The organism is Lentiprolixibacter sp., assembly GCF_982873095.1.
In genome coordinates, this window is sequence record NZ_CEYNTP010000049.1 from 1 (window position 1) to 13,824 (window position 13,824).

The 13,824-nt window shown below is 48.0% G+C and carries 12 protein-coding genes and 1 tRNA gene; 7 read left to right on the top strand and 6 right to left on the bottom strand.

Going from position 1 to position 13,824, the window contains the following annotated elements; translation table 11 throughout:
- Positions 1-68: 68 nt before the first annotated feature.
- Together AC4E7D_RS04835 and rseP are read right to left on the bottom strand one after the other, a co-directional pair.
- Positions 69-142: transfer RNA gene (locus AC4E7D_RS04835), tRNA-Asn, on the bottom strand.
- A 69-nt stretch (positions 143-211) separates the two neighbouring features.
- A complete protein-coding gene (gene rseP, locus AC4E7D_RS04840; RefSeq protein WP_490172681.1) occupies positions 212-1,564 on the bottom strand; it encodes an RIP metalloprotease RseP in 1,353 nt (450 codons plus the stop codon).
- A gap of 163 nt (positions 1,565-1,727) precedes the next feature.
- Here rseP and AC4E7D_RS04845 point away from each other — a divergent pair, with 163 nt between their 5' ends.
- From AC4E7D_RS04845 to feoB, 3 genes are all read left to right on the top strand, one after another.
- A complete protein-coding gene (locus AC4E7D_RS04845) occupies positions 1,728-2,408 on the top strand; it encodes an SCO family protein (protein WP_490172682.1) in 681 nt (226 codons plus the stop codon).
- Between the two features lie 96 nt (positions 2,409-2,504).
- Positions 2,505-2,753, top strand: a complete 249-nt coding sequence (locus AC4E7D_RS04850) for a FeoA family protein (RefSeq protein ID WP_490172683.1) — start codon at positions 2,505-2,507, stop codon at positions 2,751-2,753.
- Positions 2,746-4,983 carry a ferrous iron transport protein B gene (gene feoB, locus AC4E7D_RS04855; RefSeq protein ID WP_490172684.1) on the top strand — a complete coding sequence of 746 codons (2,238 nt, stop codon included), beginning with the start codon at positions 2,746-2,748 and terminating at the stop codon, positions 4,981-4,983. Before AC4E7D_RS04850 ends, feoB begins: the two co-directional genes overlap by 8 nt.
- 152 nt (positions 4,984-5,135) lie before the next feature.
- Here the strand turns inward: feoB and AC4E7D_RS04860 are convergent, their stop codons facing one another.
- Positions 5,136-5,522, bottom strand: coding sequence for a DUF423 domain-containing protein (locus AC4E7D_RS04860; protein ID WP_490172685.1), 387 nt, complete (start codon positions 5,520-5,522; stop codon positions 5,136-5,138).
- Positions 5,523-5,623: 101 nt separating this feature from the next.
- Between AC4E7D_RS04860 and AC4E7D_RS04865 the strand changes: the two genes are divergently transcribed.
- Both AC4E7D_RS04865 and AC4E7D_RS04870 read left to right on the top strand, forming a co-directional pair.
- Positions 5,624-6,028, top strand: coding sequence for a TonB-dependent receptor (locus tag AC4E7D_RS04865; protein WP_490172686.1), 405 nt, complete (start codon positions 5,624-5,626; stop codon positions 6,026-6,028).
- Positions 6,029-6,032: 4 nt separating this feature from the next.
- Complete coding sequence (locus AC4E7D_RS04870) at positions 6,033-9,290, top strand: S41 family peptidase (protein WP_490172687.1); 3,258 nt, start codon at positions 6,033-6,035, stop codon at positions 9,288-9,290.
- Between the two features lie 11 nt (positions 9,291-9,301).
- On the opposite strand, the gene AC4E7D_RS04875 is transcribed toward AC4E7D_RS04870, so the two are convergent.
- From AC4E7D_RS04875 to AC4E7D_RS04885, 3 genes are read right to left on the bottom strand one after another with little or no spacing between them, the layout of a single operon-like run.
- Complete coding sequence (locus AC4E7D_RS04875; RefSeq protein ID WP_490172688.1) at positions 9,302-9,745, bottom strand: DUF2141 domain-containing protein; 444 nt, start codon at positions 9,743-9,745, stop codon at positions 9,302-9,304.
- Positions 9,746-10,180 (bottom strand): hypothetical protein, encoded by a 435-nt coding sequence (locus tag AC4E7D_RS04880; RefSeq protein WP_490172689.1) that lies wholly within the window; start codon positions 10,178-10,180, stop codon positions 9,746-9,748. It lies immediately after the preceding gene.
- Between the two features lie 4 nt (positions 10,181-10,184).
- Complete coding sequence (locus AC4E7D_RS04885) at positions 10,185-12,230, bottom strand: prolyl oligopeptidase family serine peptidase (protein ID WP_490172690.1); 2,046 nt, start codon at positions 12,228-12,230, stop codon at positions 10,185-10,187.
- Positions 12,231-12,418: 188 nt separating this feature from the next.
- Between AC4E7D_RS04885 and ppk2 the strand changes: the two genes are divergently transcribed.
- Positions 12,419-13,264: a polyphosphate kinase 2 gene (gene ppk2 / locus AC4E7D_RS04890; RefSeq protein ID WP_490172691.1), complete on the top strand. Its 846-nt coding sequence runs from the start codon at positions 12,419-12,421 to the stop codon at positions 13,262-13,264.
- Between the two features lie 2 nt (positions 13,265-13,266).
- Positions 13,267-13,824: polyphosphate kinase 2 family protein (locus AC4E7D_RS04895; protein ID WP_490172692.1), on the top strand; the 558-nt coding region annotated here is incomplete at its 3' end.

Consider the following 13,824-nt stretch of genomic DNA (forward strand, 5'->3'; position numbering starts at 1 on the left):
AAAAAAGCCACCCACTTTCGTGGATGGCTTTGATGTAGCAATGAAGTGAGCTACGCTCTACTTCTTTGCTCCCCCTCTTGGGCTCGAACCAAGGACCCTCTGATTAACAGTCAGATGCTCTAACCAACTGAGCTAAGGAGGAATATTGTGCTTTTAGCGGATGCAAATATAAATTTTTCTTTCCAATACCCCAATAAAAAATTCGTGATTTCTACTTGGTCAGCCACTTGTAAATATCGTTGCCGTTGGCAAACAATAACAGGGCAATCAAAAGGAAGAACCCGATCATCTGGGCATACTCCAAAAACTTATGGCTGGGCTTGCGACCCGTGACCATTTCATAAAGGAGAAAGACCACATGGCCCCCATCCAGTGCCGGGATAGGCAGTATGTTCATAAAGGCCAGAATAATGGAAATCAATGCGGTAGTCGACCAGAAGGCCGGCCAGTTCCAGGAATCCGGAAAGAGGTTCCCAATGGCTGCAAAACCACCCACTCCTTTGTAAGCACCGGTCTCCGGGTTGAATATTTTTTTTAACTGTTTTACATAACTGGTAAGCGTCGTCACGCCCTTGTCAATCCCCGCTGGGATAGACTCCGTGAACGAATACTTCTTGGTTTCCAGTTTCAGGTATTCCCGCTTCTCCAGCTCATCAAAGGTCATCGCCCCCAGGTTTACCCCTATCGTGGCAGAATCACTGATGACCACAGGGATGGTTTCCCGCCTTTCCTCCCGTTCTACGGTGAGCGTGGTCTCCTGTCCGGAATAGTTTTTCAGGATATCCTTTGCCTGGTCAAAATAGGTCAGTTCCTCGTCTCCAATCCTAACAACGATATCGTTCACCTGCAGTCCGGAATCCTTGTTGGCTGATGCTTCCGGGATATTGCCAATAACAAAGGGGATCCTGGGACTCAAAAACCGGATCTTATCCTCATCCTCCAGCAAAGTGGCGATAAAATCTACCGGAATCTCGATTTCTGTCACCTGTCCATCGCGTTCAATGGTGATGGTGTTCCCGTTAATGATCTCACCTAGCAGGCCACTGAAATTTTCCACATACTCTCCGTCAATAGCCAGTATCTTGTCGCCCGTCTGTATCCCAAGCTCGTCCCCGATTTGCTTTTCCGTCACCCATACCCCATCCCGCAGGCTGTCTGTCGGGATAAACTGATCCCCATAGGCATAGGCCATTCCGATATAAATGAGGACAGCAAGCACAAAATTCACGGTGACCCCGCCAAGCATAATGATCAAACGCTGCCAGGCCGGCTTGGAACGGAACTCCCAGGGTTTCGGAGGTTGTGCCATTTGTTCCATATCCATGCTCTCATCAATCATCCCGGCGATCTTTACATAGCCCCCCAAAGGAAGCCAGCCGATCCCATAAACCGTTTCCCCGATCTTCTTCTTGAAGAGGGAATATTTGATGTCAAAAAACAGATAGAATTTCTCTACCCGTGTCCCGAACAATTTGGCCGGGATAAAGTGCCCTAATTCGTGCAGGATGATCAGCAACGAGAGGCTAAGAAAGAATTGTATGGTTTTGATGAGAATGGGACTCATATTATGATTTTGCCAATGAAACGCACAAAAGTAAGGTTTTACCGGGTCTTATAAAAAGAAACCTCTGTGGGGCCGTCGGATTTTAAGAAAGATTTAGCAGCCCAACAGGGCCCGGGAATTTGAAAGCCTGCCTGGTGTGAATTACCTTTGCAAAGAATTCTCTATGCGACGATTTTTTGCCAAATACAAACTGTTCGCGCTGGTCCTGGCAGGGCTTTCTGTTGTGATCCTGTACCTGTTCTACAACGCCCTGCAGCCAAAAAAGACCCTGCCGGTCTACCAACCTGCCGATTTCAATCCGGAGCTGGTAGACAGTACCCTGACACACGTTAAAAAATACCACACTATCGGTGATTTTTCGCTGGTCAACCAAAATGGGGAAACGATTACCCAGGAAGATTACAAAGACAAGATTTATGTGGCAGATTTCTTTTTTACCACCTGTCCTACCATCTGCCCCATAATGACCAAAAACATGGCTGACATCCAGCAGGAAATCCTGGAGGACGATGAGGTATTGCTGCTTTCCCACTCGGTAACGCCAGAGATCGATTCCGTACCCCAGCTAAAAAAATACGCCCTCGAAAAAGGGGTCAATGATGCCAAGTGGAACCTGGTTACCGGGGATAAGAAACAAATCTATGCCCTCGCCCGTAAGTCCTACCTGGCGGTAAAAACCGATGGGGATGGTGGTCCCTTCGATATGATCCATACGGAGAATTTCATCCTTGTGGACAAGGAAAGACGGATACGCGGCACCTATGATGGCACCAACCCTGAGGAAATACAGGAATTGCTTGCCGACCTGAAAATCCTGAAAGCTTCGTACAAAGGCCGGCAATAAAATTCCCTGATGCGGTCCAGGTTTTTGCAGATATCCCTTTTTATTCTGTGTTTTTCCCGTATTTTTGTCCTTACTTAAAATTAATCTAAATAAGCGTTGTTAATCACAGTAGCGGATCTTAGAAACGGACAGCGCGGGGTTATCCGGGAATTCCAAAACGACATGCTGCCAATCAAACTCCTTGAACTGGGGTGCTTACCCGGCAGCGAAGTGGAACTGGTACAGGTAGCCCCTCTTAGAGATCCCATATACATTAATGTGAATGGGTCCCATATTGCCATACGAAGGGAGATGGCCCGCCAAATTGAAATAGACCTTATTGAACACCCTTCCTCCCATGGCTAAAAATATCAACGTAGCACTCATCGGGAATCCGAATACCGGAAAAACATCGGTGTTTAACCAACTCACCGGCCTTAATCAAAAGGTGGGTAACTATCCGGGTATCACGGTTGAAAAGAAGGAAGGGATCTGCAAGCTGCCAAGAGGAGTTAAAGCACATATCCTGGACCTGCCCGGGACCTACAGCCTCAATACTACTTCATTGGACGAAAGTGTAGTAGTAGAGTTGCTCCTGAATAAGAACGACAAGGATTATCCGGACGTCGCTGTTGTGGTAAGTGATGTGGAAAACCTCAAAAGGAACCTGCTGCTTTTTACTCAAATCAAGGACTTAAAAATCCCCACCCTGCTGGTGATCAACATGGCAGACCGCATGCCAAAAAAAGGGATCACCATAGACCTCAGCCTGCTGGAAAAAAAGCTGGACACAAAAATCGCTCTGGTCAGTACCCGTAAGAATAAAGGGATCGATCGCATCAAAGAACTCATTGCAGATTATAAAAGCCTCTCTACCACCCCCAACCTGAACACTTCTGTCATCGCTCCTGATTACTTCGAACGGCTGCAAAAAGTATTCCCCAACGAGGACCTGTATAAGCTCTGGCTGGTAATCACCCAGGACGTGAATTTCACACCGGTGGAAAAGAAGCCCATAGCTCTAGACAGCTCGTTTCAAACCAAATCTGCATCCGAACTCAAAAGGCTGCAGCAAAAGGAAACCATCTATCGCTATCAATTCATCAACAACATCCTCAAGGAAACCTATAAGGTAGACCAAAGCAAGGCCAAAGGTTTTCGCGCCACTCTGGATCGTATCCTAACCCATAAGATCTTTGGGTACCTGATCTTCTTTGTTATCCTGCTCACTATTTTCCAGGCCATCTTTGACTGGAGCAGTTACCCCATGGATTTCATTGATGAGCAATTCGCAGCAGCCAGTGAATGGATCAAAAATACCTTACCAGAAGGGGCTTTTACCAATCTGATTGCAGAAGGAATACTGGCCGGGATAGGAGGGATCGTCATCTTTATCCCTCAGATCGCCTTTTTGTTCTTCTTCATAGCACTGCTGGAAGAATCAGGGTATATGAGCCGGGTGGTTTTCCTGATGGACCGGCTTATGCGGCCATTCGGGTTAAGTGGAAAAAGTGTGGTGCCCTTAATATCCGGAACCGCATGCGCCATCCCTGCCGTAATGGCCACCCGAAATATAGAGAACTGGAAGGAACGCCTGATTACCATCCTGGTAACGCCCTTTGTCACCTGTTCCGCCCGTTTACCGGTGTACCTGATCATTATTTCCCTCGTAATTCCTCAAGGGCGGTTTATTGGCCTGAATTATCAGGCCCTCACCCTCATGTTGCTTTACCTCCTCGGCTTTGGTGCTGCGGTGGTCTCAGCAATGATCCTGAATAAGGTACTGCACATTAAAGGCCGTTCTTTCTTTGTAGTGGAAATGCCCTCGTATAAACTCCCATTGTTTAAAAATGTGGGGTATACCGTGGTGGAAAAAACCAAAAGCTTTGTACTTGGGGCGGGGAAAATCATTTTGGCGATTTCCATTGTCCTGTGGTTCCTCGGATCCAATGGTTTTTCCAATGACTTCGAAAACGCAGAAGGCATTGTTTCAGAACGCATAGAACAGGAGGGGTTTTCTGCCTACAGCCAGGCCTTTATCAAAAGCAACCTGGATGATTTCAGCAACACTGCCCGGGAAAGTGCGAATAGCCAAAGTGATGCCATGGGTATGGCAGCTTACAGGGATTCCCTCCAGGTAGTCACCTCAGTACTTGAGGAGAAAGCAAAACAGCAGGAAATAGCGAGTTACCGACTTGAACATTCCTACATTGGCCATATGGGTAAGGCCATCGAACCGCTTGTGCAACCAATGGGATACGACTGGAAGATCGGGATTGCGCTTATTACTTCTTTTGCCGCACGTGAGGTGTTTGTAGGGACCCTTGCCACCATTTACAGTGTTGGAAACGACGAAGAAGAAACCATTAAGAACCGCATGGCAGCTGAGATCAATGAGCAAACCAACAGACCCCTCTTTAACCTGGCTTCTGGCATTTCACTCCTTCTATTTTATGCCTTTGCCATGCAGTGTATGAGTACCCTGGCCATAGTAAAGAAAGAAACCAATAGCTGGAAATGGCCTTTGCTACAACTGGTATTTATGAGCACATTTGCCTATCTTGTAGCTTTAACTGCTTACCAAGTACTGAAGTAATATGGAGAGTATCCAATCCATCCTGGTATATCTGACCCTCGGCCTGGCGCTGTTTTATCTCCTAAAACGGTTCGTGTTACCAAGGAAGTGGTTTACTTCAAAAAAATCTGTTCCCGGGGCCTGTGGCGAAGAGGATTGCGGTTGTCACTGAACTACACCAAATCTGCGATAAAGGAATACAGCAGAAGTCCCCAACCAACTACCAACAATATCCCACCAACCGGGGTAACCGGTCCCAGGAATTTCCATTTACGTCCTCCTGCACCACTTAATACCAGGCCATAAATACTAAAAGAGAATAAGATCACACCGAAAATGAAGCAATAGGCGATATATTGCTCCAGCTTAGTTGTAAAGCCCAGGTTAAAGCCCAGGACCAGCAGGAGTATGCTGTGATAAATTTGGTATTTGACCCCGGTTTCGTAGCTGCGTAATTGTTCCTCTGAGAGTTTTTTCTTTAATACATGCGCCCCAAAAGCGCCAAGTATAACGGCAAGGAGTCCGAATAATGCTCCAACAACATGTACCAATAAGATCATTCTATACGAATTTAAATATGGGGTAAATTACGAAATCTGGCCGGGGATAAACCACCTGATTTGGCAATTTAATATGTATCTTGGGGATTCAATCTTCATTTATGGGAAAACATCGCTATTTGCTCATCATACTCCTCTTGATGGCAGCTGCCTGTACTTCCACTAAAACCAATACCAGCCAGGAAAAACCACTGGACGAACAACTTCAGGAACGCAACCGGGCCACCGTGAGTTTGCTGGACCGCCTCAGGCGTGTCCCCGGAATTATCATCAGGCGAAATACCCCTTACATATTGAAGGCTACCGCTGACAGCCCCACAGCCAGATCCTATGAACCCCTTTATGTGCTGGACGGTTACCCGGTGGGTAATTCCTTCCGTCGCGTAAATGATCTGGTACGAAATTTTGATGTAAAAAAAGTAGAAGTCCTAACCGGTTCTGAAGCTTCCTTCTATGGCTCTCGGGCCGGTGCAGGCGTAATCGTAATTACCACCTATAAAAAATAACTTTATGAGAACAACATTCTCCCTTCTCCTGGGCCTGCTGGGTTATCTGGCCTTTAGCCAGGGAACACAATTGCTGCGACAGCCTACATTGTCTAATGATGCTGTTGTTTTTGTTTATGCCAATGATCTTTGGAAGGCCTCAGTTAGTGGCGGTCAGGCCGTTAGGCTTACCAGCAATGAAGGCTATGAACTTTCGCCGCATTTTTCTCCGGACGGATCCATGATCGCATTTACTGCGCAATACGGAGGGAACTTTGATGTCTATGTTATTCCCTCACAGGGCGGAGAGCCCAAACGACTCACCTGGCATTCTGCCGGAGACTTTGTGCAGGGCTGGACACCAGAAGGCGAAGTCTTGTTCCGTTCCGGTAGGGAAGGACACCCGACACAAACCAATAAATTTTACTCCGTTTCCCTGGAAGGGGGACTCCCAAAAGCCCTGGATATCCCCAGGGCCGCTTTTGGTGAAATTTCGCCGGACGGAAAACACATCGCCTATGTTCCCATCACCTTCTGGGACCCGGAATGGCGTAACTATCGAGGGGGCCAGGCGATGCCCGTGTGGATTGTAGACATGCAGACCAAAGCCCTGCAACGCACCCCTCAGTTAACTCAGGAACGTCACCTGGATCCGGTATGGTACAAGAATAAAGTCTTCTATCTCTCAGAAAGGGATTACGCCAGCAATATCTGGTCCTACGATCCGGCTACAGGACAGGAGCAGCAGCATACCTTCCATAAGAAGTTCGACGTGAAGAGTTTAGATGCCGGTCCCACCGGGATTGTATATGAACAAGGAGGGTATTTGCACCTGCTGAAGCCCGAAACCAATTCCTCCCAACAATTGTCTATTTCGGTTCAGGGAGACATGAGTTTTTCCCGTATGCGATGGGAGAACGTAGCCGGAAGAAACCTCGCAAACCCCAACCTTTCCCCCAGCGGTAAAAGGGCAGTGTTTGAACATCGGGGGGAGATTTTCAGCATTCCCAAAGAAAACGGAAGTTGTAAAAACCTCACGAATTCCCCCGGTGTGGCAGACCGTTATCCTGTCTGGTCTCCCAAAGGAGACAAAGTGGCCTGGTTTTCAGATAAGAGCGGGGAATATCAGCTGGTAGTTGCGGATCAGTACGGTGGCAACCAAAAAAGCTATCCCCTGCCTAACCCCACCTTTTATTTCCAACCAGACTGGTCACCAGATGGCACCCATATAGCCTATTCAGACACCGATTACAATATTTGGGTGATCAACCTCGAAAGTGGTATGGTGGTAAAAGCCGATACCGACCGATACGCCCACCCCAACCGCACCATGAACCCGGTTTGGTCTCCAGATAGCCAGTGGATCGCCTATCCCCGGCAACTGGACAGTCATTTCAAGGCCATTTTTGCCTACAATGTAAAAACACAGCAACGGCTACAGCTCACTGACGGCATGGCCGATGCCATAAGTCCGGTTTGGGATGAAGAAGGGAAATACCTGTATTTCCTGGCCAGTACGGATTACGGCTTACAATCCGGATGGCTCGATATGAGTTCCTATGACCCTGAGGTGAGCCGGTCACTCTATGCCATTGTACTTTCCGACAAGGACAAGGCCCCTCCCCTTCCCAACGCTGATATGGAGGAAGCAAAAAAAGAGAATGGGGAAGCGCCTGCCAGGAAAGATAAAAAAGGGGATAAGGAAAACGGAAAGAAGGAAGTGGTCGTAGAGATTAGCCCCGAAAATATCTACAACAGGATCATCCCGCTAAAGCTGGATGCCCGCAATTACGTGGCGCTGGTAAACGGGCCAAAGTTACATGTTTTTATAGCGGAGAACGTTCCCAACCAATCGGGCCTGACCCTGCATAATTACGATGTGGAGAAAGGCAAGGCTGAGGATTTTGCCAAGAGCGTTGCCCAGGCGGTTACTTCGGCCGACCGGAAATCTATCCTCCTCCGTCAGAATGGCAATTGGAGTATTGTGGGCACCGGTGGGAAACCCAAAAACGGGGATGGTAAACTAAAGATGGACCTGCGTATCAAGGTAGATCCCAAAGCGGAATACGAACAGATCTTCAGGGAGGGATGGCGATTTATGCGCGATTTCCTTTATGTAAACAATGTACACGGAGCCCCATGGAACAAGATCTACGAATGGTATTCCCCATGGATCGCCCACGTACGCCACCGTACGGACCTGAACTATGTGGTGGACATCATGTCCGGGGAAGTCTCTGTTGGGCATTCCTATGTTTCCGGGGGCGACCAGCCAGACATTGACAACGTACCGGTAGGACTTTTGGGTTGCGATTTTTCAGTTCAAAATGGCCACTATCGATTTGCCAAGATCTATACCGGTGAAAACTGGAATCCGGGATTACGGGCACCTCTTGCCCTGCCTGGTCTGGGTGTCAAGGAGGGCGACTTCCTGCTTGCAGTAGACGGGAAGCCCTTGGATAGCAGCATGAACCCATACCGCCTTTTGGAACAAACCGCTGAACGGGAAATTTATATTACGGTAAACAGTGCCCCTGAAATGGAAGGCGCCAAAAAGGTGTTGGTTAAGCCGGTACGTTCAGAGCGAGGGCTGAGGACGTTTGATTGGATTGAGGGCAATCGAAAGAAAGTAGCAGAACTCTCCGGTGGGAAATTGGCTTATGTCTATGTCCCCAATACTGGTGGGGGTGGATTCACTTCCTTTAACCGGTATTACTTTTCCCAGCAGGACAAGAAAGGGGTAATTATTGACGAGCGGAATAACGGAGGGGGATCTGCAGCTGACTATATGATCGATATCCTGGACCGCGAATTATTCGGCTATTTCAATAGTAAAACCGAGGACAACAGGCCATGGACAACGCCTATCGCCGGCATATGGGGACCCAAGGTTATGCTCATCAACGAAAGGGCAGGGTCTGGTGGCGACCTGCTTCCGTATATGTTCAAGGCCAAAAAGATCGGCCCCCTTGTAGGCACACGTACCTGGGGCGGACTGGTAGGCACCTGGGACACCCCTAGGTTTATAGACGGGGGTAGGATGGTAGCACCGCGCGGTGGCTTTTATGATAAGAACGGGAAATGGGCCGTAGAAGGCGAAGGAATAGCCCCGGACATTGAAGTTATCCAGGAACCGGTAAAAGTACTGGCAGGGCAGGATCCCCAGTTGGAAAGAGGGGTAGAAGAAGCTATGAGGTTGCTTGGCCAGGGCGAATTCCAGCTACAACCTGAACCTGCTCCCCCAGTAAAATGGCGCAGGCCAGAAGGGTTCGAAAAGGAGTAAGGTTTTCCGGTTTATAATTCGATCTGGATCTGTTTATCTGAATCGAACCTGAAAGCACAATCCTTGAATCCCGGGGGGCCAAATGCCTTCATTTTTGCATTTGAAAAACCTATGGGTTCTTTTGGAATTCCGAGCCAGTTGGTGTCCAGTTCGTCATTGCCATTTTCGTCGTGATATATGGCCAGGGCGTACTGTCCTTCAGGCAGGTTTTCGATATGTAGCTCGGTAATACCGCTAACGGCTTTGGTGCGAACGCCCATAATGGCATTTCCTTTTTTTAAGAACCCTTCCGGCCTGTCGTAAACAGCAACGAGTATCTGCCCGTTGTCTGAGGCCACCCCAGCCACCTGAACGGTTAGGGTTTTCTGTGCACTTACCCAGATAGGCAGGAAGAAAAAAACAAATACAATAATCCGCATCATAGGCATTTCCTTCATAACGTTACCCCTCCCCATCTATTGCCCTTTGTTCTCTCCAAGTTTTTCACTCAGGTGATTGTATAACACCTTTGTTGCTAAAGAGTCTGACAAGTTCAGGTAGAGTTCAATAGAATCCTGATAGACCAATCTGATCTTTTGATCAAAAAGGTTGTCGACATACACATATATGCGGTGTTCCGGCCTCAGGGAATCCCTGAAAATCCCTTTCTCTTTTTCCCAGGCCGAGAAACCGTTAATTCGCTCCAATTCCGGTATCCGCCTCACCATGCCTACCTCATCCAGATCGGCATAAGGAACTTCCCTCAGGTAAAACCCGGAGAGAATAGTTAGCGTATCCACTTCCTGCCTGATCCAATTCTTATAATGCATGGCAAATATCAGGCCACATAGTAATATGGTAACCACGATGATTACATTCCAAAGGCGGCTTTTCCAGGGCTTTTGAACCATTATCCTAGTCCTCTTTTTCCCGGTATTTATCCAGCCATGCCAGTGTATGGGCAACTTTAGTGATCAGGTTGCTGGGTTTGCTTGCAATCCCATGACTGGCTCCAGGTATCTCCACCAGTACGGTTTCGATCTTTCTGAGTTTTAACGCATGGTAAAGCTGTTTGGCTTCACTGGGGGGTGTCCTCAAATCGTTCATTCCCACCATTACCATGGTAGGGGTGTTGATATTCCCAACAAGCGAGAGGGGAGAAAACTTCCAGTAGCCCTCAAAGTTTTCCCAGGGCTGGCCGGGGTATCTTGTATTGGCATATCCGAAATAATTGTCGGCCACAAGGGTCTTGCTGATCCAGTTGACCACAGGTTTGGCAACAACCGCAGCTTCAAACCGATCATTCTTACCGATCATCCAGGCGGTCATGATCCCGCCTGCACTACCACCGGTGACAAAGAGCTGATCTTCGTGTGCTATTCCTTTTGCAATACAATAATCCACCCCATCCATTACGTCCTGATAATCATCCCCCGGGTAATTATTGTAAAGGAGGTTCCCGAATTCCTCTCCGTAACTGGTGCTCCCCCTGGGATTCGGATAAAAGACCACGTAGCCTGCAGCAGCATATAACTGGATCTCGGCACTAAAGCGGTCACCATAATTGGCGATAGGGCCGCCATGATTTTCCACCAGGAAAGGGTATTTTCTACTGGGGTCATACTTCGGTGGATATACCACCCAACCCTGAATTTTTCTTTGATCAACTGTGGAGGTATACCAGATCTCTTCTACTTTTCCTAAAGTTCGAAAGTCCAGCAGGGCCTTATTCAATTCGGTTAATCGAACGGGACTTCTCCCACCGGATTTCATAATGGCCAAATCAGCAGGATGTTCCGGCCTTCCCAGGGTAAAGGCAAGGTCCCCTGAACCGGAAACACTAAATGAACCCCCTGAATAGGGCCTTCCAATGGAAGTTCCCCCCACGTTATCCACGCGCTTGCTTATTTTCCCGGAGAGGCTGACATACCCAATTTTGCTGTTCCCCTTATCGTCATATCCAAAGTACAATCCTTTTCCATCCCTGGCCCAAACGGGACTGCTGACTGATCGATCCAGCTCGTTGGTCAGTACACGGATATTGCTTCCATCTTGCTGCATCAGGTAGAGCTGGGTGACCTGATAGGTCTGCACCTTGTCCTCATACCCGAGGTAGGCAACGTACTTCCCATCTGGTGAAACCACTGGGTTGCGGTCGGGGCCTTTCCTCGAGGTGAGGGCGGTTATATTGCCATTGCTTACCTGCACCCGATAGATTTCACTATTTCGGAAATCGTATTCCCAATCGGGGTTCCTGTTGGCAGAGAAATAGAGGTATTGCCCATCCGGTGACCAGGACAATGCGCCCCGGTGCTGGAAATCCCCGGAAGTGAGTTGCCTGATGGCTCCTCCCTCGGAAGGAATGACGAAAATATGGTTAAAACCGGGTTTGATATAACCACGCCCATCAGCTTCGTGATATACCCTGTCTGTTATTCTGGGGGTCTCAGCCCATTTTGCCCCTTGAGGCTTCTTTGGCATTTTTACCAGTACTGGTGGGGCTTTGGCCACATTCATAGAAAATGCGATTTGTTTTCCATCCGGCGACCAGCTCAATGATGAGGGGCTGAAAGGTAATTGTGATATCCGTGCTACTTTTCCGGTACGTTTCCAGTAGATGTAGATTTCCGATCCCTCATCGGTACTGCTGACAAATGCCAGGCGCTCGCTGTCTGGTGACCACCTCGGACGGGACTCATTGCCCTCATTTGCGGTAAGTTTCTGATGTTGATGCCCATCAGCACGGATCATCCACAGATTTCCGGAGGCACGGTCTTTCATAATATCGTAACCCATCCTTTGGTACACGATCCATTCACCATCCGGCGCAATTTGCGGATCGGAAACATAATTCAGGTCAAATACATCCAGATAGGAGAAAGAAGATGGCTCCTGCGCCATTGAACCCGTGCTCCAGGCAATAGCTATAAGGTAGGTTATAACAAGACGATGTAGCTTCATATCTGATATTTGGTTAATAATTATAAGTGAGATAAATCCCCATCTCTCAAAAATACTACTTATGTTTATTATTCCCCATCCCTGGAATTCCACATGCGGGAAAAGTAGTATATTTATGTGTCCACCCGGGAATACTGCCACCCAGATCCTCATTCAGGATATGGGTTTTCTATTAAACCAAAGTATGTATGTACACACTTGAAGACCTACAAAACGCAAAGCGCAGAAAGGATTTAATAACCATAGCCGACCAAAAAGGAATTAAAATTAAAAAGGCCCTGAGGAACCTCAGGTATGAAGAGGAACTCAAACTCCTACAGGCCGAGCTGGTTACCCTGCAACAGTGGGTTACGAAGAAAAAACTTCGCGTGGCCATCCTTTTCGAGGGCCGGGATGCGGCCGGAAAAGGTGGGGCCATCAAGCGGTTTGTTCAACACCTCAACCCCAGGAGTACGCGTGTAGTAGCCCTCTCCAAACCCACAGAAGTTGAGAAAGGACAGTGGTACTTTCGCAGGTACATTAAGGAATTGCCCAATCCCGGGGAGATTGTGTTTTTTGACCGTAGCTGGTATAACCGGGCCGTGGTGGAACCCGTTATGGGCTTTTGCACCAAATCTGAATACGATCAGTTCATGTTACAGGTTCCCGGATTTGAGCATATGCTGTACGAAGATGGGGTCATCCTGATTAAATTCTGGTTCTCGATTTCCAAGGAAGAACAGAAAAGGCGTTTCGATTCCAGGATGGAAAATCCCCTGAAGATCTGGAAATTTAGTCCGGTTGACCGCAAAGGACAGGAGCTGTGGGACAAATACACCTATTACAAGGAGCAGATGTTTTCCAAAACCCACACCACTTTCAGCCCGTGGATAATCGTAAAAGCAAACAGCAAGCGCACGGCACGTCTGGAAAGTATCCGTTACGTATTATCAAAATTCAACTACTCGAGATATGCTGGTTCCAAGACCACCATCCTCCCTGATCCTAATGTGGTCTTGAGATACTACCGCCATATAGAACAAATAGATATATAGCCATGCCAAGAACTAAAATAAAACTCCCCTCCCTTACCGAAGAAGAAGTAGCGCTTCTGAATACGCCTATAGGCATGAAGTACCTGTTTGAAGAAAAAAAGGTAAACCTTTCCAAAGCATTGCGCTATACCCGGAACGAGATCAAATTCCGGGAATTGCAGGCCGAACTCATCGACCTGCAGAACTGGGTAATCGCAAAAAACAAAAAGGTAGTGGTCCTGTTTGAGGGACGGGATGCTGCTGGAAAAGGTGGTGCTATCCGACGGATCACCGCTCATATCAACCCCAGGAATTACCGCATTGTGGCCCTTCCAAAGCCCACCATCGAAGAACAGGGCCAGTGGTATTTCCAGCGCTATGTGAACAAGCTCCCCAAACCCGGCGAAATGGTGTTTTTTGACCGCAGCTGGTACAACCGGGCGGTGGTAGAACCGGTAAACGGTTTCTGTACCAAAAACCAGTACCGTACCTTTATGGGACAGGTGAATAGTTTTGAACGAATGATCCTGGAATCGGACACCTACCTGATCAAATTGTATTTCTCTATTTCAAAAGAACAG

Excerpts from the sequence above, each read along its gene's own strand:
- rseP (WP_490172681.1), bottom strand. The coding sequence starts at position 1,564 with ATGAGTCCCATTCTCATCAAAACCATACAATTCTTTCTTAGCCTCTCG.
- AC4E7D_RS04845 (WP_490172682.1), top strand. The coding sequence starts at position 1,728 with ATGCGACGATTTTTTGCCAAATACAAACTGTTCGCGCTGGTCCTGGCA.
- feoB (WP_490172684.1), top strand. The coding sequence starts at position 2,746 with ATGGCTAAAAATATCAACGTAGCACTCATCGGGAATCCGAATACCGGA.
- AC4E7D_RS04860 (WP_490172685.1), bottom strand. The coding sequence starts at position 5,522 with ATGATCTTATTGGTACATGTTGTTGGAGCATTATTCGGACTCCTTGCC.
- AC4E7D_RS04865 (WP_490172686.1), top strand. The coding sequence starts at position 5,624 with ATGGGAAAACATCGCTATTTGCTCATCATACTCCTCTTGATGGCAGCT.
- AC4E7D_RS04870 (WP_490172687.1), top strand. The coding sequence starts at position 6,033 with ATGAGAACAACATTCTCCCTTCTCCTGGGCCTGCTGGGTTATCTGGCC.
- AC4E7D_RS04875 (WP_490172688.1), bottom strand. The coding sequence starts at position 9,745 with ATGGGGAGGGGTAACGTTATGAAGGAAATGCCTATGATGCGGATTATT.
- AC4E7D_RS04880 (WP_490172689.1), bottom strand. The coding sequence starts at position 10,180 with ATGGTTCAAAAGCCCTGGAAAAGCCGCCTTTGGAATGTAATCATCGTG.
- AC4E7D_RS04885 (WP_490172690.1), bottom strand. The coding sequence starts at position 12,230 with ATGAAGCTACATCGTCTTGTTATAACCTACCTTATAGCTATTGCCTGG.
- ppk2 (WP_490172691.1), top strand. The coding sequence starts at position 12,419 with ATGTACACACTTGAAGACCTACAAAACGCAAAGCGCAGAAAGGATTTA.